The sequence below is a fragment of the Microbacterium oryzae genome (assembly GCF_009735645.1).
In the GTDB taxonomy this organism is placed as follows: domain Bacteria; phylum Actinomycetota; class Actinomycetes; order Actinomycetales; family Microbacteriaceae; genus Microbacterium; species Microbacterium oryzae.
Genome location: NZ_CP032550.1, coordinates 2,510,870 through 2,532,240 on the forward strand (window position 1 = coordinate 2,510,870; position 21,371 = coordinate 2,532,240).

At 71.8% G+C, this 21,371-nt stretch carries 17 protein-coding genes; 10 read left to right on the forward strand and 7 right to left on the reverse strand.

Annotation, left to right across the window (positions count from 1 at the left end; genetic code table 11):
• Positions 1–94 precede the first annotated feature (94 nt).
• From D7D94_RS11755 to D7D94_RS11765, 3 genes are all read right to left on the reverse strand, one after another.
• Positions 95–1,285, reverse strand: coding sequence for an ROK family transcriptional regulator (locus D7D94_RS11755; protein WP_156242779.1), 1,191 nt, complete (start codon positions 1,283–1,285; stop codon positions 95–97).
• A gap of 140 nt (positions 1,286–1,425) precedes the next feature.
• A complete protein-coding gene (locus D7D94_RS11760; protein WP_156242780.1) occupies positions 1,426–2,466 on the reverse strand; it encodes an ABC transporter permease in 1,041 nt (346 codons plus the stop codon).
• Entirely contained in the window at positions 2,463–3,947 is a 1,485-nt protein-coding gene (locus D7D94_RS11765; RefSeq protein WP_173024321.1) for a sugar ABC transporter ATP-binding protein, read from the reverse strand. The genes D7D94_RS11760 and D7D94_RS11765 overlap by 4 nt, the downstream gene beginning before the upstream one ends.
• A gap of 310 nt (positions 3,948–4,257) precedes the next feature.
• Here D7D94_RS11765 and D7D94_RS11770 point away from each other — a divergent pair, with 310 nt between their 5' ends.
• From D7D94_RS11770 to D7D94_RS11800, 7 genes are all read left to right on the forward strand, one after another.
• Complete coding sequence (locus D7D94_RS11770; protein WP_156242781.1) at positions 4,258–5,316, forward strand: substrate-binding domain-containing protein; 1,059 nt, start codon at positions 4,258–4,260, stop codon at positions 5,314–5,316.
• 70 nt (positions 5,317–5,386) lie between these two features.
• Complete coding sequence (locus D7D94_RS11775) at positions 5,387–6,583, forward strand: Gfo/Idh/MocA family protein (protein ID WP_246171789.1); 1,197 nt, start codon at positions 5,387–5,389, stop codon at positions 6,581–6,583.
• The gene (locus D7D94_RS11780; protein WP_156242782.1) at positions 6,580–7,581 is read left to right on the forward strand and encodes a sugar phosphate isomerase/epimerase family protein; all 1,002 of its coding nucleotides are present in this window, start codon (positions 6,580–6,582) and stop codon (positions 7,579–7,581) included. The genes D7D94_RS11775 and D7D94_RS11780 overlap by 4 nt, the downstream gene beginning before the upstream one ends.
• Before the next feature lie 150 nt (positions 7,582–7,731).
• Complete coding sequence (locus tag D7D94_RS11785) at positions 7,732–8,493, forward strand: sugar phosphate isomerase/epimerase family protein (protein WP_156242783.1); 762 nt, start codon at positions 7,732–7,734, stop codon at positions 8,491–8,493.
• Positions 8,494–8,527: 34 nt separating this feature from the next.
• Positions 8,528–9,643, forward strand: coding sequence for a Gfo/Idh/MocA family protein (locus D7D94_RS11790; RefSeq protein WP_281349290.1), 1,116 nt, complete (start codon positions 8,528–8,530; stop codon positions 9,641–9,643).
• A complete protein-coding gene (locus D7D94_RS11795; protein WP_156242784.1) occupies positions 9,633–10,715 on the forward strand; it encodes a Gfo/Idh/MocA family protein in 1,083 nt (360 codons plus the stop codon). The genes D7D94_RS11790 and D7D94_RS11795 overlap by 11 nt, the downstream gene beginning before the upstream one ends.
• 13 nt (positions 10,716–10,728) lie before the next feature.
• Positions 10,729–11,742, forward strand: a complete 1,014-nt coding sequence (locus tag D7D94_RS11800) for a sugar phosphate isomerase/epimerase family protein (RefSeq protein WP_156242785.1) — start codon at positions 10,729–10,731, stop codon at positions 11,740–11,742.
• Between the two features lie 43 nt (positions 11,743–11,785).
• Here D7D94_RS11800 and D7D94_RS11805 read toward each other — a convergent pair whose 3' ends face one another.
• The 3 genes from D7D94_RS11805 to D7D94_RS11815 are packed head-to-tail and all read right to left on the reverse strand — an operon-like array spanning position 11,786 to position 16,486.
• Positions 11,786–13,228, reverse strand: a complete 1,443-nt coding sequence (locus D7D94_RS11805) for a glycoside hydrolase family 43 protein (protein WP_246171790.1) — start codon at positions 13,226–13,228, stop codon at positions 11,786–11,788.
• 5 nt (positions 13,229–13,233) lie between these two features.
• Entirely contained in the window at positions 13,234–15,846 is a 2,613-nt protein-coding gene (locus D7D94_RS11810) for a glycoside hydrolase family 78 protein (protein WP_173024322.1), read from the reverse strand.
• A gap of 49 nt (positions 15,847–15,895) precedes the next feature.
• Positions 15,896–16,486: a TetR/AcrR family transcriptional regulator gene (locus D7D94_RS11815; protein ID WP_173024323.1), complete on the reverse strand. Its 591-nt coding sequence runs from the start codon at positions 16,484–16,486 to the stop codon at positions 15,896–15,898.
• Positions 16,487–16,629: 143 nt separating this feature from the next.
• Between D7D94_RS11815 and D7D94_RS11820 the strand changes: the two genes are divergently transcribed.
• The 3 genes from D7D94_RS11820 (at position 16,630) to D7D94_RS14540 (ending at position 20,699) form a co-directional block, all read left to right on the forward strand.
• Positions 16,630–17,961, forward strand: coding sequence for an MFS transporter (locus D7D94_RS11820; RefSeq protein WP_156242788.1), 1,332 nt, complete (start codon positions 16,630–16,632; stop codon positions 17,959–17,961).
• Positions 17,962–18,025: 64 nt separating this feature from the next.
• Positions 18,026–19,270 (forward strand): family 1 glycosylhydrolase, encoded by a 1,245-nt coding sequence (locus D7D94_RS11825; RefSeq protein WP_156242789.1) that lies wholly within the window; start codon positions 18,026–18,028, stop codon positions 19,268–19,270.
• A 37-nt stretch (positions 19,271–19,307) separates the two neighbouring features.
• A complete protein-coding gene (locus D7D94_RS14540; RefSeq protein WP_156242790.1) occupies positions 19,308–20,699 on the forward strand; it encodes a flavin monoamine oxidase family protein in 1,392 nt (463 codons plus the stop codon).
• A 27-nt stretch (positions 20,700–20,726) separates the two neighbouring features.
• On the opposite strand, the gene D7D94_RS11835 is transcribed toward D7D94_RS14540, so the two are convergent.
• Entirely contained in the window at positions 20,727–21,359 is a 633-nt protein-coding gene (locus D7D94_RS11835) for a Pr6Pr family membrane protein (protein WP_156242791.1), read from the reverse strand.
• Between the last annotated feature and the right edge of the window lie 12 nt (positions 21,360–21,371).

Below are 21,371 nucleotides of genomic sequence, written 5' to 3' on the forward strand. Positions count from 1 at the left end.
CGCACCGAGAGGGCCCGCGCGTCGCGATGACGCGCGGGCCCTCTCGCGTCTGCGCGGGGTCGCGCGGAGAGGCGCGCGCGGGGCGTGAGCGGTGTCAGACCGCCACGCGGCCGAAGCTCGCGGCGAGGCCCGCGGGGGAGAGCGCGTGCTCCACCGCGAGCATGCTCGCGCCGACGACGGCCGCCCGATCGGCGGCAGCCGACTGCACGATCGACAGGTGCTCCGTCGCCAGCGGCGTCGAGCGCGTGTAGACGATCTCGCGCACCCCGGCGATGAGGTGCTCGCCCACGCGCGCCATCGATCCGCCGATGGCGATGACCGACGGGTTGATGAGGCTGACCGACGCCGTGAGGATCTCGCCGATGTCGCGCCCAGCCTGGCGGACGGCCTGGATCGCCTGGAGGTTGCCGTGCTTGACGAGCTCCACGACGTCGCCTCCGCTGCGCGCGGCCACGCCCTGCTCGCTGAGTGCGCGCGCGAGCGCGGGCCCGGACGCGAGCGCCTCGAGGCACCCGGTGTTGCCGCACTGGCAGGGGATGTCGACCCCGCGGGCCACGCGGACGTGGCCGATGTCTCCCGCGATGCCCTGCGCGCCGCGCTGCAGGCGACCGCCGGAGATGATGCCGGCGCCGATGCCCGTGGCGACCTTCACGAACATGAAGTGGTCGGCGCCCGGCCACGACGTGGCGCGCTCGCCGAGCGCGGAGATGTTCACGTCGTTGTCGACCAGCACCGGCACGGGCATGGGGAGGTGCGAGCGCACCCATCCGGGCACGTCGAACCGGTCCCAGCCGGGCATGATCGGCGGGTTCACCGGCTGGCCCGTGAAGAACTCCACCGGTCCGGGCAGGCCGATGCCGATGGCCGCGACGTCGGCCTCGCCGCGTCCCGTCTCCTCCAGCAGCCGGTGCGCGCTCTCGATCAGCCACGTCAGGACCGGCTCCGGGCCATCCGCGATGACGATGCGCTCGCTGTGCTCGGACAGCACGGCGCCGGTGAGGTCGGTGATCGCGACGGTCGCGTGCGAGGCGCCCAGGTCGGCCGCGACGACGACCTTGGCCGCCGGGTTCAGCGCGAACTGCGACGGCGGGCGGCCGCCCGTCGACACCGCGTCGGCCACGGGGGTGATGAGCCCCATCCTCATGAGCTCGTCCACGCGCGCGGCGACGGTCGATCGGGCCAGCCCCGTCGACTTCGCCAGCTCCGCGCGCGTGCGCGGCGTGCCGTCGCGCAGCAGCTGGAACAGCTGGCCGACATCGGCGCGGCCGGTGGAGGCCTCTCGCATGTCGCTTCCCTTCCCCGCGCCGCCGCAGCAGATCGCGGCCCCGACACGGACACGTCATCCTACGTGCGCGTCCGCTCCCTCATCCTGCGACGACGGCTCGGTCGGCGCGTGCTCGCTCCGCCCAGCGCGTCGTCCACGGCTCAGCTCGAGCGCGTGTCCCGCGCGGCGAAGCGCTGCTGCAGGAGCACCGCGATGACGATGATGACGCCCTTCGCGACGGCCTGCACCGAGGAGGAGAGGTTGTTCTGCACGAAGACGTTCGACAGCGTGGCGAAGATCAGCACCCCGAACACGGTGCCGGTGATCGTGCCGCGGCCGCCGATGAGGAGGGTGCCGCCGACGACGACGGCGGCGATGGCGTCGAGCTCCCACAGGGTGCCGTGCGTCGAGGTGCCTGCCGTGGTGCGCCCCAGGATCATGACGGCCGCGATGCCCGCGGTGAGCCCCGACAGGGCGTAGAGCCACATGGTGTGCCGCTTCACCTTGATGCCCGCGAGGCGCGCGGCCTCGCGGTTGCCGCCGATGGCGACGGTGCGGCGGCCGAACGTGGTGCGGTTCAGGAGCAGCCAGCCGGCGACCGCGACCAGGGCGAAGATCCAGATGAGGATGTCCACGCCCAGGATGTCGACGTTGAGCGCGCGCACGAAGTCGCGGTCGGAGATGACGAGGGTGCGGTTGTCGGCGAGGATCTCGGCCACCCCGCGGGCGCCGACGAGCATCGCGAGCGTGGCCATGAACGCCGCGACCCGGCCGTAGGCGACCACGACGCCGTTGATGAGCCCCGCTCCGAGGCCGATGAGGAGGGCGATGAGGATCATCAGGGTCCAGTGGATGGAGTCGGCGAGGTCCTGCACGACCGCCAGCGACGCCGCCACCGAGGCGAGGGCGGTCACCGCGCCGACCGACAGGTCGATGCCGCCGGAGATGATCACGAAGGTCATGCCGATGCTGATCACGCCGATGATCGACGCCTGACGCAGGATGACGAGCGCGTTGTCGAACGTGGTGAACGTGCCGGGCGCGGTCACGGCGCCGACGATGACGATGATGAGCAGCGCCACCACGAGGCCGAGGTTGCGCCCGGCGGAGCTCGAGAAGAACCGGCGCAGGGGCGATGCGGGCGCGGTGGTCGCGGTGGCCGTGGTGGGGTCGGCGAGATCGGGGGACGTCTGCGCGCTCATGCCGCAGCTCCTTTCATGACGAGATCGAGCACGCCGTGCTCGTCGATCTCCGAGGCGGGAAGAGTGGCGAGGACGCGCCCGTCGCCGACGACGAGCACGGTGTCCGCGAGTCCGAGCACTTCCTCGATCTCGCTGGAGATGACGACGACGGCGTTGCCGGCCGCCGCGAGGCGTCGGATGAGTCCGTAGATCTCCGCGCGAGCGCCCACGTCCACGCCGCGCGTGGGCTCGTCGAGCAGCAGCACACGGCTGCCGTGGACGAGCCAGCGCGCGAGCAGGATCTTCTGCTGGTTGCCGCCCGACAGCGTCGCGGCGGGCCGGTCGGGGTCGGCCGGGCGCAGCTCCAGCGCATCGATCTGCTCGCGCGCGACGCGCCGCTCGGCGCGTTCATCGAGGAAGCCGCCCTTCGCGTGCCGCCCGAACGACGACAGGGTCACGTTGCGGAAGATCGGCTCGCCCAGCACGAGTCCCTGCGACTTCCGCTCCTCGGGGCTGAGTCCCATGCCGGCGGACACCGCGGCGGCGACGGAGCCGCGCGGCAGCGTCTTCCCCGCGACCCGCACGGTGCCCGAGGTCGAGCGGCGAGCCCCGTACACGGTCTCGACGATCTCGGAGCGCCCGGAGCCGACGAGCCCCGCGAGCCCGACGACCTCTCCGGCGCGCACCGAGAACGACACGTCCTCGAAGACGCCGTCGAGAGCGAGATCGTCCACCTCGAGCAGCACCGGGGCGTCCGCCGGCAGCGGGATGGCCGGAGGGAAGACGTTCTCGACGGTCCTGCCGGTCATGTGGCGGATGAGGACATCGGTGGGGGTGTCCGCGACGGCGAGATTGCTCGCCATGCTGCGGCCGTCCTTCAGCACCGTGATGCGGTCGCCGATCGTGCGGATCTCCTCGAGGCGATGCGTGATGTAGATCACGGCGATCCCCTGCGCGGTGAGCTCGTGGACGACGTGGAAGAGCTTCCGCACCTCCTCGGCGTCGAGCACGGCGGAGGGCTCGTCCATCACGATGAGCTTGATGTCGTGCGACAGGGCGCGCGCCATGCTCACGATCTGCTTCTCCGCGGCGCTCAGCGAGCCGACCTCGGTGTGCGGGGAGAGGGAGCCGTGCCCGAGCCGCTCGAGGAGCCGGCGCGTCTCGCGCGCGGACTCCGCGCGTCGGGTGAAGCCGCCGCGGTCCAGCTCGTGGCCGAGGAAGATGTTCTCCGCGATGGTGAGGCCGTCGACGACGTCGAGCTCCTGGTACATCGTGGCGATGCCGAGCTCGATGGCCTTCTGCGGGTGCGTGATGTCGACGGTCTCGCCCTGCCAGACGATCTCGCCGGAATCGGGCTGGTGGACGCCCGCGAGCGTCTTGATGAGGGTGGACTTGCCCGCGCCGTTCTGACCGAGCAGGCAGTGCACCTCGCCGGGGCGGACATCGAGATCGACGCCGCGCAGCGCCTTCACGCCCGCGAAGCTCTTCTTCACCTGGCGCATGGACAGTAATGTCGATCGGTGGTCATCTTTGATCACGCGATGAACATAACAGCTCGCCCATCCGCCGTACAGGGGCGAACGGGCCGCGGCGAAGCGCAGGATCGACGACCGCCGAAACCCTCTCTGACCGGGCCTCTCGCACACGGTCGCGCCGTCCGCGGGCACTTCTGACGACCGCGCGGCGAAAGCTGTACACGCCCTGCGCGGTTCTGTTAGCTTGACCTCGTCGATGTGGACACCTTCTCCGAGAGCGGATGCGCTGCGGCGCGGGGACGCATTGGCGCATCTGCATCATGTTCAAGGAGGAGACATGCGGACAATGCGTAGACCCGGCGCTCGTTCCCTGGTGACGGGCACTGTCGCCCTCGTCGCCGTCGGACTGCTGGCCGGCTGCACCAGCGACGGCGAGGAGGCGACTCCCGAGGAGAACGTCGCCGAGCAGGGCACGTCCAGCGACGAGAACGCCGCCTCGGGCGACACCGTCGTAATCGGCTGGTCGGGACCCGAGGCCGACCACGGCTGGCTGGGCGCGATCAACTCCGGCGCGCTGGCCGCGGCGGAGAGCTTCGACGACGTCGAGCTGCGCCAGGCGGAGGGCACGAACGACGCCAGCCAGCAGATCGCCGCCGTCGAGCAGTTCATCAACGAGGACGTGGACGCCATCGTCCTGCTCCCCACCGACGGCGCCGCGCTGACCGAGGTCGCCCTGCAGGCGATGGAGGCGGGGATCCCGGTCATCAACGTCGACCGCGAGTTCTCCAGCACGTTCGCCTCGCGATCCACCATCCTCGGCGACAACTACGGCATGGGGGTGAGCGCCGGCACGTACATCTGCGAGCAGCTGGATGGGCAGAGCGACGCGGTCGTCGGCGAGATCGCCGGCATCGACTCGCTGCCGCTCACCCAGGACCGCTCGCAGGGCTTCGCGGATGCGCTCGAGGACTGCGGTCTCGAGGTCGGCCCCCGCGTGGCCGCCGACTTCACCGTCGCGGGCGGCGAGTCCGCCGCGTCGCAGCTGCTGTCGGCGAATCCGGAGATCGACGCCATCTGGAACCACGACGACGACCAGGGCGTCGGCGTGCTGGCCGCCATCGAGGCCGCGGGGCGCGACGAGTTCTTCCTCGTCGGCGGCGCCGGCAGCGTCAACATGATGGACCGCATCGAGGCCGACGACAGCGTCATCAAGGCGACCGTCATCTACCCCTCGACGCAGGCCGCGGACGGCATCGCGCTCGCGCGCCTCGTCGCGCAGGAGAAGACGATGAGCGACCTCATCACCCCGAGCGTGCCGTACCGCATCGTGCTGGACGCGCCGGTCGTGACGAAGGACAACGTCGCCGACTACATCGATCTGGCGTTCGAGTCCTGATCACGAGCGGGGGCGCCGGGTTCGGCGCCCCCGCTCGACCGGGCCTCGCGCCCGCATGAGGGAGTGAGACATGACGACAACGCTGCGGGTCGCGATGATCGGCCACGGCTTCATGGGCGCCGCCCACTCGCAGGCGTGGCGCACCGCGCCGCGGGTCTTCGCGCTGCCGAGCGCCGTCGAGATGTCGGCGATCGTCGGTCGCAACGAGGCCGCGGTGGCGGGGGCGGCGGCGGCGTGGGGATGGCGCGAGGCCGCGAGCGACTGGCGGGAGGTGATCGCCCGCGACGACATCGACGTCGTCGACATCGTCACACCCGGCCACTCCCATGCCGAGATCGCGATCGCGGCGCTGCAGGCCGGCAAGCACGTGCTGTGCGAGAAGCCGCTCGCCAACACGGTGGCCGAGGCCGAGCGGATGGCCGAGGCCGCGCGGAGCGCGGCGGAGCGCCGGATCGTCGCGATGCTGGGATTCACCTATCGGCGCGTGCCGGCGCTCTCGCTCGCGCGGGACCTCATCGCCGCCGGTCGCATCGGCCGCATCCAGCAGGTGCGCGCGGCGTACCGGCAGGACTGGCTCGTCGATCCGCGCGCACCGCTGTCGTGGCGCCTCGAGAAGGACAAGGCCGGCGCGGGAGCGCTCGGCGACATCGGCGGCCATGCCGTCGATCTCGTGCAGTTCCTCACGGGGCAGCGGATCGAGCGGGTCACGGGCGTGCTCGACACGATCGTGACGGAGCGCCCCGTGGAGACCGAGCGCGTGGGCATCGCGGGGGTGGGTGGCGACGAGATGGGACCCGTCACGGTCGACGACGTCGCGATGTTCACCGCACGGCTGGAATCCGGGGCGCTGGCGGGGTTCGAGGCCACGCGCTTCGCCACCGGGCGCAAGAACGCGCTGTCCGTGGAGCTGTCGGGCGACCGCGGCGCCATCGCCTTCGATCTGGAGGACCTCAACGTCCTGTGGGTCTACGACCGCGATGCCCCCGCGACCGAGCAGGGATTCACGCGGGTCGTCGTCACCGAGCCCGGCCATCCGTATCTCGAGGGATGGTGGCCAGCCGGTCACATGCTCGGCTACGAGCACGCGTTCTCGCATCAGGTGAAGGACCTCGTCGAGGGCATCGCGTCAGGGACGACTCCGGCGCCCTCCTTCGACGAGGGACTGCATGTGCAGCGGGTGCTGGCGGCGGTGGAGGAGAGCGCTTCGGCCGAGGCGCGCTGGGTGGCGGTGTCTGCGGGCACCGCGGGAGAGAGGGTGTCGCGATGACGCGTCCGGTCACGTTGTTCACGGGTCAGTGGGCGGATCTGCCGTTCGAGGAGGTGTGCCGGCTGGCGGGGGAGTGGGGGTACGACGGTCTGGAGATCGCGTGCTGGGGGGATCATCTGGATCCGTGGCGGTGGGATGACGACGCGTACGTGCAGGACCGGTTGGGGATCCTCGAGCGGCACGGGCTGAAGGTCTGGACGATCTCGAATCATCTGAAGGGTCAGGCGGTGTGCGACGACCCGATCGATGAGCGGCATCGGGACATCCTGTCGGATCGGGTGTGGGGCGATGGGGACGCGGAGGGTGTGCGGCAGCGGGCGGCGGAGGAGTTGAAGAACACCGCGCGGCTGGCGGCGAGGCTGGGTGTGAAGACGGTGACGGGGTTCACGGGGTCGTCGATCTGGAAGTACGTGGCGATGTTCCCGCCGGCGAGTGAGGAGATGATCGCGGCGGGGTATCGGGACTTCGCGGATCGGTGGAATCCGATCATCGACGTGTTCGAGGAGGTGGGGGTGCGGTTCGCGTTGGAGGTGCACCCGTCGGAGATCGCGTATGACTACTGGACGGCGAAGGCGACGCTGGAGGCGATCGGGCATCGGCCGGGGTTCGGGATCAATTTCGATCCGTCGCATTTCATGTGGCAGCAGCTGGATCCGGTGGCGTTCGTGCTGGATTTCGCGGATCACATCCTGCATGTGCATGTGAAGGAGTCGGTGACGAATCTGGATGGCCGCAATGGGGTGCTGGGGTCGCATCTGCCGTGGGCGAATCCGCGGCGGGGGTGGACGTTCGTCTCGACGGGTCATGGGGCGGTGCCGTGGGAGCGGTTGTTCCGGGCGTTGAACGCGATCGGGTACGACGGGCCCACGAGTGTGGAGTGGGAGGACGCGGGCATGGACCGGCTCCAGGGCGCCCCCGAGGCGCTCGCGTTCGTGCGCACGCTCAACGCGATCACCCCGCCCGACGCCGCCTTCGACGCCGCCTTCGCCACCCGATAGCCGCCCCCGGCGCTCGGGCGTCGCGCCTCTCCGCGCGGCGGCGGCGATTCCGCGAGAAACGCGCAACTTTTGCTTGTAGAGGAGCAGAAGTCTGGTAGCGTCGCGATCCGCGGGATGGCCCGCCGCCGCCGACGAGAGAAGAGAACGAAGATGTCCGACGCCACCGTCGCCCTGCAGCTGTACACGATCCGCGACGCCGTCGCGCAGGACGTCGACGCCGCCCTCGCGCGAGCGGCGGAGATCGGCTTCACCCAGATCGAGCTGTACAACATCGTCGAGTGGCGCCCGCAGCTGGAGGCCGCGCTCGCCGCGCACGGTCTCGCCGCTCCCACCGCCCACGCGCCGCTCTCCGTCGGTGAGCCCGAGCGCGCGTTCGAGGCCGCACAGGCGCTCGGTGTGACGACTCTCATCGACCCGTTCATCGCACCGGAGCGGTGGACCAGCCGCGACGAGGTGCTGCGCATCGCCGACGAGCTCGCCGCGAACGCGGAGAAGGCGCGCAGCTACGGGCTGTCGTTCGGGTACCACAACCACAACTGGGAGATCGAGAACCGCTTCGACGGCCAGACCGCGCTCGAGGTGCTCGCGGGCGCCCTTCCCGACGACGTCGCGCTCGAGGTCGACGCATACTGGGCGGCCGTCGGCGGCGCCGACGTGCCCGCGCTCCTCGAGACGCTCGGCTCTCGCGTGCGCTTCCTGCACATCAAGGACGCGCCGGAGGTCGACGGAGCCCTGAGCAAGGACCGCGAGGACCAGCTTCCCGCCGGCCAGGGAGCGATCGCGTGGCAGCCCGTCCTCGAGGCCGCCCCGCAGATCGAGCTGCTCGTCGTCGAGTTCGACGAGTACCGCGGCGACATCTTCGACGGCATCGCCCAGGGCCTCGCGGGCACGCGCGCCCTCCTCGGCGCGTGACGGCGGACCGGAACAGACAGAAGGAGACAGGCCTGTGAGCGAACGGGAACCCGTCGGCGTCGGCTTCATCGGCGCGGGCATGATCAGCAACACGTACCTCGAGCACCTCGGGCGGTTCCCCGACGTGCGCGTGGTCGCCGTGGGCGACATCGACACGGTGCGCGCCGCCGCGCAGGCGCAGAAGCACGAGGTCGGGTTCTCCGGAACGCCCGACCAGGTGCTCGCGCACCCCGACGTCGAGCTCGTCGTCAACCTCACCATCCCGGCCGTGCACGCGCAGGTGTCGCTGGCCGCCATCGAGGCCGGCAAGCACGTGTGGAGCGAGAAGCCGATCGCCGTCGACTACGCCTCGGGGCAGGAGCTCGTCGCGCGCGCCGCCGAGAAGGGGCTGCGCGTCGGCATCGCGCCCGACACCGTCCTCGGGCAGGGCGTGCAGAGCGCGCTGCGCGCGATCGCCCGTGGTGAGATCGGGCGCCCGATCGGCGCCTGGACCGCCATGATGAGCCTCGGCCCCGACCGCTGGCACCCGAATCCGGACTTCTTCTTCGCCCCGGGCGCCGGGCCCGTCTTCGACATGGGGCCGTACTACCTGACCACCCTCGTGAACGTCTTCGGTTCCGTGGCACGGGCATCCGCCGCGGGTCTGACGAGCACCCCCACGCGCACCGTCCGCGCCGGGGAGCGCATCGGCGCCGAGTTCCCCGTAAACGTCCCGACGCACGTCAACGCCATCCTCGAGTTCGAGGCGGGCGGCACGAGCTCCAGCATCTTCAGCTGGGAGTCGGCGCTCACCCGGATGGGCGTGGTCGAGATCACCGGCACCGAGGGCACCCTGGCCATCCCCGACCCGAACATGTTCGAGGGTCCCCTGCGCATCCTCCGCGCGCCGACCGCGTCGCACCCCGAGCCGGAGTGGGAGGACCTTCCGACCGAGGGCGTCGTCGGCGGCCGCGGTCTCGGCATCGTCGACATGGTGCGCGGCATCCGCTCGGGGCAGCCGCACCGCGCGACCGGCGAGATCGGCCTGCACGTGCTCGAGACGATGATCGCGATCGACACCTCCGTCGCCAGCGGCGAGAGCGTGGCCGTGACGAGCCGCATCGAACGGCCCGAGCCCATCCCCGCGGAGTGGACCCCCTATGAGCTCTGACATCGGCGCCGGGTTCCTCGGCGGCGGGTTCATGGCCCGCGTCCACTCCCGTGCGGCCCGGGCAGCGGGCGCGCGCCTGCGCGGCCTCGCCTCCTCGTCGCCCGAGCGCGCGTCGGCGGCGGCGGCGGAGCTCGACGTCGAGGACGCGTTCTCGGGAGCCGACGCGCTCCTCGCGGACGCGGAGGTCGACATCGTGCACGTGTGCACGCCGAACGCGCAGCACGCCGAGCAGGCCCTGGCCGCCCTCGCGGCGGGCAAGCACGTCGTCTGCGAGAAGCCGATCGCGACGACCTCGGCCGACGCGCGGCGCCTCGTGGACGCGCAGGCGGATTCGGGGGTCGTCGGCGCCGTGCCGTTCGTCTACCGCTACCACCCGATGGTGCGCGAGGCGCGGGCGCGCATCGCGCGCGGCGGCGAGGCCGTGCTCTCGATCGACGCCGCCTACCTGCAGGACTGGATGCTCGAGCAGGAGGACGGCAACTGGCGCGCGGGCGCCGCCGGCGGCGCGTCTCGCGCGTTCGCCGACATCGGCTCGCACCTGTTCGACCTGCTCGAGTTCGTCACGGGGGAGCGGGTCGTGCGGCTGTGCGCGCTCACCCGCACCGTGTACGACGAGCGGGATGGCCGTCCGGTCGAGAACGAGGACATCGCGGCCGTGCTCTTCCAGCTCTCCGGCGGGGCGCCCGGAACGGCGCTCGTCAGCCAGATGGCCGCCGGTCGCAAGAACGGCCTGACGCTCGAGGTGCACACGGGCGACGCCGCGTACCGCTTCGAGCAGGAGCGTCCGGAGGACCTCTGGATCGGACGACGCGACGGCGCGCTGCTGCTGCCGCGCGAGGAGAGCCTCCTCGCGCCCGACGCGGCTCGTCTCTGCCGGGTGCCCTCGGGTCATCCGATGGGCTACCAGGACGCCTTCAACGCGTTCGTCTCCGACGCGTACGCGGCCACCACGGGCGCCGAACCCGAGGGGCTGCCGACCTTCCGCGACGGCCTGCGGGCCGCGCAGCTCACCGAGGCGGTCGTGGAGTCCGCGCGCTCCGGCGCGTGGGTCGCGACGCCGTTCGACGCCTGATCCAGGAGGATCCATGACCGACCCACGCCATCCCGTCACGCTCTTCACCGGGCAGTGGGCGGACATGCCCTTCGAGGAGCTCGCCCAGCGCGCGGCGGAGTGGGGCTACGACGGGCTCGAGATCGCCGCATCCGGCGACCACCTCGACCTGCAGCGGGCCGACGAGGACGACTCCTACGTGCAGTCGCGGCTCGACATCCTCGACCGATACGGCCTGAAGGTGTGGGCGATCTCGAACCACCTCGCCGGCCAGGCCGTGTGCGACGACCCGATCGACTTCCGCCACCAGGCCATCCTGCGCGACTACGTGTGGGGCGACGGCGACGCGGAGGGCGTGCGACAGCGCGCGGCCGAGGACATGAAGCGCGCGGCGCGCGTGGCGCGGAAGCTCGGCGTCGACACCGTCGTGGGCTTCACGGGCTCGAAGATCTGGCCGTACGTGGCGATGTTCCCGCCGGTGCCGGCCGAGGTCATCGATGCCGGGTACGAGGACTTCGCGAACCGGTGGAACCCCATCCTCGACGTCTTCGACGACGAGGGCGTGCGCTTTGCCCACGAGGTGCACCCCTCGGAGATCGCGTACGACCACTGGACCAGCGTCCGCACCCTCGAGGCCATCGACCGGCGCCCCGCGTTCGGCTTCAACTGGGATCCGTCGCATATGGCGTGGCAGGGCGTCGACACCGTCTCGTTCATCACCGACTTCGCCGACCGGATCTACCACGTGGACTGCAAGGACACACGGATCCGTCACGCGTCGGGCCGGCAGGGCATTCTCGGCTCGCACCTGCCGTGGGGTGACCCGCGGCGCGGCTGGGACTTCGTCTCGACCGGGCATGGCGACATCCCGTGGGAGGACGCGTTCCGCGCTCTCGCCTCGATCGGCTACGACGGCCCGATCTCCATCGAGTGGGAGGACGCGGGCATGGATCGCCTGCACGGCGCGGCGGAGGCCGTCGGCTACATCCGCTCGCTGCTGTGGCAGCTGCCCGCCGCGTCGTTCGACGCGGCATTCAGCAACCAGTAGGGGCTTCTCCGGTCGGGAGGCGGCGGAGCCCCCTCCCGACCGCCTACTGCCGCGGGCTGTACTGCACCCACTGCACCGCGACGTCCTCCGCCAGCGCCTCCACGGTGAGCATCCGTCCTGTGAAGCCACCCGCGACCTCGGTGGAGAGGTAGCGGCCGTCCAGGCGCGCCAGCTCGACGAAGGCTCCGTCGCGATCGACACCGAGCAGGAGCTCGTCGGGGCCGCGCGTGTTGTCGAATTCCACGGGCTCGCGCACGGCTCGAATGGCGAGGGCGTCACCGTCCTGCAGCGGCGCGGTGGCCACGGTCTGCGTGAGCGCGCCGACCACGGCGCGTACCTGCACGACCGCGCCGAGGGTCTCCACGCCGTACCAGTGCGAGCCGTCGATGCGCACGCCGAGACAGGCGTCACCGCTGAACGCAGCGCTGGCGTGCCATTCGTGGTCGCGGATGCGCGTCGCGAGCACGGCACGGCCGTCGGTCTCCTCGGGCGCGCGGCTGAGTGCGAGCGCGCCGTGGGGCGTGGCGACCTGCGCGGGTGCGACCGAGGGCGACGCCCACCGGCCGTGCAGCGTGTCCGCGTCGAAGTGGTCGACGAACGCGGTGTCGGCGGCGGGCACGTCGAACCGATCCTCGATCACCGCGGGCCAGCCGTCCCGCCACTCCACTCCCGCCAGGAAGGTCTCCCGCCCGTTGGCGTGGAAGCGCGGGAAGGCTCCGGCCGGCCGGATGCCGAGGTAGACCATGGCCCAGGTGCCGTCGACGCGCTCGACGAGGTCGGCGTGGCCCGTCGCCTGCACCTCGTGATCCAGGCTCCGGTGGCTGAAGATCGGGTTCGCGGGGTGCGCCTCGAAGGGGCCCCGCGGGTCGCGCGCCCGCGCGACGGAGACGCTGTGGCCGAGATGCGTGCCGCCCTCGGCCACGACCAGGTACCACCAGTCTCCGCGACGCAGCAGGTGCGGCGCCTCGGTGTCCGCGAGACCGGAGCCCTCCCAGATCACGGTGCTCTCGCCGAGGCGCTCGCCCGTGCAGGGATCGATGGGAACCTGGTGGATGCCGGGGCGAGTGAACCCGCGCCAGGTGAGAAGGCAGGTGCCGTCATCGCTCCACGCGAGGTCGGGGTCGATGCCCGGCGTCTGCGGCACATAGGCGGGCGCCGACCAGGGCCCCGCGGGATCGGTCGCGTGCACGACCAGCTGACCGCGCCCGACGTCCCGGATGCTCGTCGTCGCGATGAAGAAGGTGCCGTCGCGGTGCCGGATGGTCGGGGCGAAGATCCCCTGACTGGCGCCGGGGCGTCCGGGCGCTGCATTGACGACCGCGGCGTCTGTCAGGGCATGCCCGACGAGCTCCCACGTCAGGAGATCGTGGCTGCGATGGATGGGCACGCCCGGCACGTACTCGAAGGTCGAGTTCGCGAGATAGTATGCGTCGCCGACGCGGCAGATCGACGGGTCGGGGAAGAACCCGGGGAGGATGGGGCGCACGACGATCAGCCCGTGAAGGACGCCGCGACGTTCGCGGCCTCGCCCGGCGTGAAGGCGCAGGTGAACCGATGCGTGCCGGCGCCGACCACGGTCGGTGCGGAGCCGTCGGGAAGCGCGACCTCCGCCTCCGTCGACGGCGGCACGACGACCTCGAGCGCGAATGCATCCCCCTCGAGAGTCCACGACACCTCCGCGCGCCCATAGGGCGTCTCGTGCGCGGTGCGGGCCCAGGTCAGCTCCGGGGTCGGCAGCGGCGCCACGCGGATGCGGCGGTAGCCGGGGGCGGCCGGGGCGAGACCGCCGACGCGCCGCTGCAGGAAGTCCGCCACGGCACCGAAGGCGTAGTGGTTGAACGAGGTCATCTCGCCGGGGTTGATGGAGCCGTCGGGCAGCATCGAATTCCACCGCTCCCAGATCGTAGTGGCGCCCATCGTCACGGCGTAGAGCCACGACGGGCACTCCTCCTGCAGCAGCAGCTTCCAAGCTGTAGCAGCGTGGCCGGTGTCAGCGAGGGCGTCGAGCACGTGCGGCGTGCCGAGGAACCCAGAGCCGATCCGGAAGCCGTCGGCGGCGACCTGCTCTGCGAGCATCGCGCCGGCATGCTCGACCTGATGCGGCAGGAGCAGGCCGAAGCGGATGGCCAGGGCGTAGGCGGTCTGCGACGGGAACGCGGCCCGGCCGGTCGGGGTGACGTACTCATCGCGGTAGCGCTGCGCCGCGCGGTCGAACAGATCGCCGTATCGCAGCGCGTCCTGAGAGCGGCCCAGCTCCATCGCGGCGTCCCGGAGGATGCGCGCGGACTGCGCGAGGTAGGCGGTGGCGACAGCCTGCCAGGGCAGACGCGCCGCCCAGGGCTGGTCGTCGGGGGCGGCGGAGTCGAGCCAGTCGCCGAAGGAGAATCCACCGCTGGCGAAGTCCAGGTGCTCGCCCGCCCGCCTGGCGAAGGCGTCCACCCACGCACTCATCGACGGCCACTGGCGCTCGAGGATGCCGAGGTCGCCGTAGCGCTCGAAGAGCGTCCACGGGACGACGGTGGCGGCATCGCCCCATCCCGCCTCCGCGCCGAGCGGCGGCAGGTGCGGGTCGACGTCGGCCCACGGGATGTAGACGGGGACGTTGCCGTCCTCGTGCTGATCGACCGCCAGGTCGGACAGCCATCCCGAGAGCATCCCCGCGGTGTCGTAGAGGTAGGCCGCGGTGGGGGCGAACGCCATGAGATCGCCCGTCCATCCCAGACGCTCGTCGCGCTGGGGGCAGTCCGTCGGCACGTCGAGGAAGTTGCCGCGCATCCCCCACACGACGTTCTCGTGCAGCCGGCTCAGCTGCGGGTCGGATGCCTCGAACGTGCCGATGCGCCGCATGTCGGTGTGGAGGACGACGGCCCGGAAGGCGGCAGGGTCGACCTCGCCCGGCCATCCGCTCACCTCGGCGTAGCGGAAGCCGTGGAACGTGAAGGACGGCTCCCAGGTGAACGCCTCGTGGCCGAGGGCCACCTCGTCCGTAGCACGCGCCTGACGCAGCGGGCGCGTGCCGAGCTCCCCGTGCTCGAGCACCTCGGCGTGCCGCAGAACGACGGTGCCGGGGCCGGCGGGCAGGTCCACGCGCAGGCGGCCCACGAGGTTCTGCCCGAAGTCCAGAAGGGTCTTCCCGCTGGGGCTCGTCAGCACGGCGCGGGGCTGGAGGGTCTCGGTGGCGCGGACGGCAGGTCCGTCCGGCGCGACGAGGACGGCAGGGTCGAGCGTCGTCACCTCCACCGCCTCCCAGCCGGCGTCGTCGAAGCCGGGCGCGTCCCAGCCGGGAAGGGCCCGGTCGGCGTCGTACGACTCGCCCATGTAGAGGTCGGCGCGCGTGACCGGGCCGAGGGTGGAGCGCCAGGTCCGGTCGGTGCCGGCCACCCGGATCGTGCCGTCGGCGTGCTCGATCTCCAGCTGGACGAGCGCGCCGGTCCGGTCGCCATAGACGTCGCGGAGGCCCGCGAAGCCCAGGTAGCCGCGGAACCAGCCGTCGGCGAGGTGCACGCCGATGGCGTTGCGCCCCTCGCGGACGAGGTCGGTGACGTCCCAGGTGCGGTAGCGCAGCCGGCTGGCGTAGCTCGTCCAGCCGGGGTGGAGCGCGTCGTCGCCGACCGGCGTGCCGTTCAGATGCAGGGTCATGACGCCGTGCGCGGTGGCCCGGATGCGCGCGCGGACGATGCCGCCGTGCACCTCCACCTCGCCGCGCAGCAGCGCAGCCGGCTCCCCGCCGTCGCCCGGTTCCGGGAGCACGGGTACGACCATGCGCGCCTGCCACAGGCTCGCGTCGAGGAGGCCCGTCTCCAGCGCGGTCGGCGCGCTCCAGCCCGACGCGGCGTCGTCGAGGCCCCACACCCGCACGCGCACCGAGCGGCGCTCGCGGCTGCCGAGCGGCGCCGCGGGCCACGGCACGAGCACCTGCTCCGCCGACTCCACGCGGCCGGTGGTCTCCGTCTTCGTCGGAGAGGCGACCTCGATCTCGTAGGCGCGCTGCGCCCATCCGCGCTCGGCGCCGTCGACGACCCACGACAGGCGCGGGCGCGTCTCGCCGATGCCCAGCGGCTCGCGGTGGTGTTCGACGGCGACGGGACGTATGGCGATGGGCATGATGCTCCTGCGTGTCGGCGGGCGGCGGCACCCGCGGAGGGATGAGGGGTCAGAGAGGATCGACGAGGTGGCCGTCGATGAAGGCGCGGATGTCGGCCGCCATGTCGACCTCGAAGCCGTTGAGCCAGAGGAGCTCCAGCCCCTCCGTCATGGCGAGGGTGCGCAGGGCCGCGTCCCGGGGATCCACGTCCTCGCGCAGACCGCCCGCGGCGCGGACCTCCTCGAACGCGCTCGTGACCGCGTCGGCGATGCGGTGCAGTCGCGCGTGGAAGTACTCGTGCGCAGGATGATCGGGATCCACGGCCTCGGCGGAGAGGTTGCGGTAGAGCTGGACCACGCCGCGCTGCGACGCCTGTGCCGCGGAGATCTCGACGAGCCCGGCGAGGAAGTCCCGGCCACGGCGAGGTTCCAGGATGCCGGCCGCCCGCGCGTCGCGCTGCTCGAGCACGGCGCGAAGCAGGGCGATCTTCCCACCGGCGAAGTGATGCAGCACTCCCGTCTGCGTGATGCCGACGGCGCGGGCGATCTCATTGACGGAGCTGGCGGTGTACCCGTTCTTCGCGAACACCGTGAAGGCCGCCTCGAGGATCTGCGCGCGCCGCTCGGCGCTCTTGCGGTACTCGCCTCGGGGCCCTGCCATATGAGCACCGTACCAGGATCCGAGCGAAAACATTGAGGGCAACAGGTTTTCGTGTTAGCGTCTCCGTCGCCCCCACTCCCGGGGTGCCACAATCGACGACGACCCGGCCGACCCGACGGCCTCACGGCAAGGAAGCCACCACCATGACCATTCCCGAGAACGCCCCCGCGGCCACGCCGCTCGGCACCACTCCGTCGCTCACGACCGACGCGGTGGCGGAGCCCACCCCGACCCAGCTGTTCCGACAGAGCGTGCGCCCGCCGCGCGGCTTCACGTTCTTCCTGGTGCTGGCCATGGTCGGCGCCGGTGCCGCGCAGATGTCCGCCGCGCTCCTGACGCTGACGCTGAAGGCGACCGCGCTCGACGCCGCGGCCGCCACCACGACGATCTCCCTCTCCAGCGGCATCGCCGGCATCCTCACCCTCTTCGCCCTTCCGATCATCGGCACTATGAGTGACCGCTCGCGCTCGCGGTTCGGTCGCCGCCGCCCGTACCTCCTGCTCGGCGCGCTCGCATTCGCCGTCGGCGCGGTCGCGCTCGTCGCCGCGCCGAACATCCCCGTCTTCGTCCTCGCGCACCTTCTCATCACCACGGGCTTCGTCACGGCGAACGTGACGGTCACGGCGCTCCTGACGGATCAGCTGCCAGCCGACCGCCGCGGCGTGGCGACGGCGCTGATCAGCATGGGAACGCCGGTCGGGGCGCTGTTCGGCATGGCCGTGTCCGTGCCGTTCGGCGACCACCTCGTTCCGCTCGTCGGGATCCCCACCGCCCTCGCGGTGATCGGGATGCTCGTGCTCGCCGCGGTGATCCACGACCCGAAGTGGGAGTTCCCGCGGCCGGCCTTCGACCTCCGGGCGCTGCTGAACGTCTTCTGGGTGAATCCGCGGAGGCACTCGCCCTTCACCTGGGTCTTCACGAGCCGGATGCTCGTCTTCTCCGGCGTCGCCGCCCTCAACGGTTACCAGGCGATCTACCTCCTGCAGAAGCTGCATCTGGAGCCCGCCGGCCTGGGCACGGCGATCCTCCTCACCGTCGTCGTGAACGCGGGCATCACCCTGCTCGTCGCTCCGGTGATCGGACGCCTGAGCGACCGCCTGGGAGTGCGCAAGCCCTTCATCCTCGCCGCCGCAGTGATCCTCGCCGTCGGACTGGTGCTGGCATCGGCGGCTCCGAACTTCGGCTTCTACCTCGTCGCGTGCACGGTCGTGGGCCTGGGGCAGGGCGTGTACTTCGCCGTCGAGCTCGTGCTCGCCACGCAGGTGCTGCCCGATCCCGACAACCCCGCGAAGGACCTCGGCATCCTCAAGATCGCCGACAACCTTCCGGTGACGATCGTCGCGGCCGCAGCCCCCGCCCTCCTCGCGATCGGCGCCGGAGCGACCGGGCCCAACTTCGCGGCCCTGTTCGTCGCGGGAGCGATCTCCGCCGTGCTCGGCGGCCTGGTCATCCTCTTCGTACGCGGCGCACGCTGATACCGGATGGCCGCTCCCTCCCGGGAGCGGCCATCCACGCCGCCTGTCTCAGAAAGCAGCTGATATGACCTCCTTCCCCGATGACTTCCTGTGGGGCGTCGCCACCGCAGGCCACCAGAACGAGGGCGGCAACGTCCACAGCGACATCTGGCACCTCGAGAACACGACGCCGTCGCTGTTCCGCGAGCAGTCGGGCGAGGCGTGCCGGGCATACGACCTCTTCGAGGCCGACCTCGACACCGTCGCGGGCATGGGCCTGAACGCCTACCGCTTCTCGGTGGAGTGGGCGCGCATCGAGCCCGCGCGCGGTGAGGTGTCGCAGCGCGAGCTCGACCACTACGAGCGCGTCGTGGACGCCGCCCTCGAGCGGGGCATCGCGCCGCTGGTGACCTTCAACCACTTCGCCTCCCCGCACTGGTTCTCGGCGGCCGGGTCGTGGCTGGCTTCCGACGCCGCCGACCTCTTCGCTGATCAGTGCGACCGGGTGATGGCGCGCTTCGGCGACCGCCTTGCGGCAGGCGTCACGCTCAACGAGCCGAACCTCGAGCAGCTGCTGCAGGCCGGCGGCAAGCTCCCCCCGGTGGCGGAGCAGATCAAGCGCGAGATGCTTGCCGCTGCCGCACGAGCCGCGGGAACCGACCGCTACTTCGCCTCGAACGTCATCCCCGCCGACGTGCAGGACGACTTCCAGGCGGGCTTCACGCTCGCTCATCGGGCGGCGAAGGCCGCGATCAAGGCTCGCCGCGCCGATCTCCCCGTCGGTGTCTCCATCGCGATCGCCGACGACGTCGCGCTGCCCGGCGGCGAGGAGCACCGCGACGCGCGGCGCGCGGCGGTCTACGACCACTGGCTCGAGGTCGCCCGCGAGGACGACTTCATCGGCGTGCAGAACTACGAGCGCTTCCTCTTCGACGCCTCCGGCGAGGTGCTGCCCGACGGCCCGCGCAACGGGATGGGCTCCGTGCTGGAGCCGGCCTCGCTCGCCGGAGCAGTCCGCTACGCCCATGAGGTGTCGGGCGTGCCGGTCCTCGTCACGGAGCACGGCATCCAGACCGACGACGACTCCCAGCGCGCCGCGTTCATCCCCGCAGCACTCGAGACGCTCGCCGCCGAGATCGCGGCCGGGACGCCGGTGCTCGGCTACTGCCACTGGACGCTCATGGACAACTTCGAGTGGATCTTCGGCTACGGACCCAAGCTCGGCCTGGTGTCCGTCGACCGGGACACCTTCGCCCGCACGCCGAAGCCGAGCGCCGACGCCTACGCGGCCGTGGTGCGGAAGGCTCGCGCGCTCTCGCCCTCCGTCTGAGAGGAACTCCTCCCGTGCGGGATAGTCTGACCACACGATGAGGATCACGCGCCGCACGCTGCTCGTCGGCGCCGGAACGGGCGCCGCCGCGATGCTGCTCGCCTCGTGCACCGGCGGGCAGCGGCCGTCCCCCTCGCCGACCGGGAGCGCGACGCCCACGCCGACGCCGAGCGCGACGACCGTGACGCCGACGCCGGCACCCGCCGTGCCGTCGCCCGAGCGGTGGCTCCGCAGCGCATGGACGAGCGACCCCTTCTCTCGGGGAGCGGCGAGCTTCATCCGCGTGGGAGCGACGCCCCAGCAGCGCGCCGTGCTCGCCGCACCGCTCGAGGACCGCGTCTTCTTCGCCGGCGAGGCCACCGCATCCGACCGGCCGGGCTCCGTGCTCGGCGCATACGACTCGGGCGCGCGCGCGGCGGCGGAGGTGCTCGACCGAGCGGTCGAGGGCGAGCGGATGGCCGTGGTCGGCGCCGGCGCGGCCGGCGCGACGGTCGCGCGCAGCCTCGCCGACGCGGGCTTCGACGTCACGGTGTTCGAGGCGCGGGACCGCGTCGGCGGCCGCATCCACTCCGTCTCCGACGACGCGTGGCCCATCCCGGTGCAGCTCGGTGCGTGGACCCTCGGCGAGGACGACGCGGCGTTCCTCGGGCGCCTGCGCCTGCTGGGCGTCGAGGAGCTCGACCTCGAGCCGGCCGTCGGATGGTCGGCGTCCGGCGAGACGGCGACGCCCGGCTTCGACGCGGTGCGGCAGGCGACGGACCGTGCGGCCGATCAGCCGGCGGACTCGTCCCTCGCCGACGCGCTCGATGCGGCCGGCGCCGACGTCGAGGACCCCGCGCTCGAGGCCTCCCTCGCCTGGCTCGCTGCGACGACCGGCGCCGATCCCGACGCCGCCTCGAGCTGGTTCGCTCCGGCCATCCCACCGGAGACGCTGATCGGCGCGGCGGGGAACCTGAGCGGGCTCGTCGAGAACCCGCTGACCGACATCCAGGTGACGCTGTCGTCGCCGGTCGTCCGCATCGCCTACGACGAGCGCGGCGTGAGCCTCCGCATCGCGACGGGGGAGGCGTTGTCGTTCGACCGCGTCGTCGTCACGGTTCCGCTCGGCGTGCTGCAGAACGAGTCCATCGAATTCTCGCCAGAGCTGCCGACCGCCCACCGCGGGGCGCTCGCCGCCCTCGGCATGGGAGCCATCGAGACGGCGTGGCTGCGCTTCGAGGAGCGGTTCTGGTCCACCGACGCCGTGATCTGGCACGTCGTGGGCGGCGACGGGCTCATCCGCACCTGGTTCAACCTCGAGCCGGCGACCGGAGAGCCGGTGCTCGTCGGGCTCGTGGGCGGCGGCGCCGCGGCCGAGTTCGCCGCGCTCGACGACGACGAGGCGCAGGCCGCGGCGCTCGCCTCGCTGGTGTTCTTCGCCCCGGAGTGACACCGGCCGCCTCGCGGCGGCGACGCCTCAGTCCCCGGCGGTCGTGCGCACGCGGCTGAGCAGCACGAGCCCGGAGGCGACCGCGGCGAAGATCGCCAGCGCCACCGCGCACGAGCCCCAGAACTCCGCGAGTCCGGAGACCTGGCGCGGGTCGAGGAAGTAGTAGGGGTACCAGCCGACGACGGATCCGCGCCACAGCGTGAACGCCCCCCAGAGCACCGGGTACAGCAGGACGAACGGCACCACGCGCCACGACGCCGCACGCCGACCGGGACCGAGCACCCACGCGAGGATGGTCCAGATCGGAAGCACGAAGTGCAGCACGACGTCCGACCACGGCACGCTCATGGCGATGCCGCGCATGCCCGCCTGCCAGACGATTAGCGCGAACGCGAGGCCCGCCGTGATCGTCCAGCTCAGCACGAGGGCGCGCGCGGTCGTGAGCCAGGGCGGGTCCTCGTCGCGGCGCAGCGCGATCACCCCCGCGACGGCGGCGAGCGCCGTGAAGGCGATATTGGACTGGATGGTGAGGTAGGCGAGGAAGTTCTCACCCGCGATGGTCTGCGAGCCGAGCCCCCAGAGCAGGCGATGCGCGAGCGCGACGAGGCACAGGGCGGCCGCCGCCAGGCGGGACCACCCGAACATCGTCCGCGTCGTCACCCTCGCGTCTAC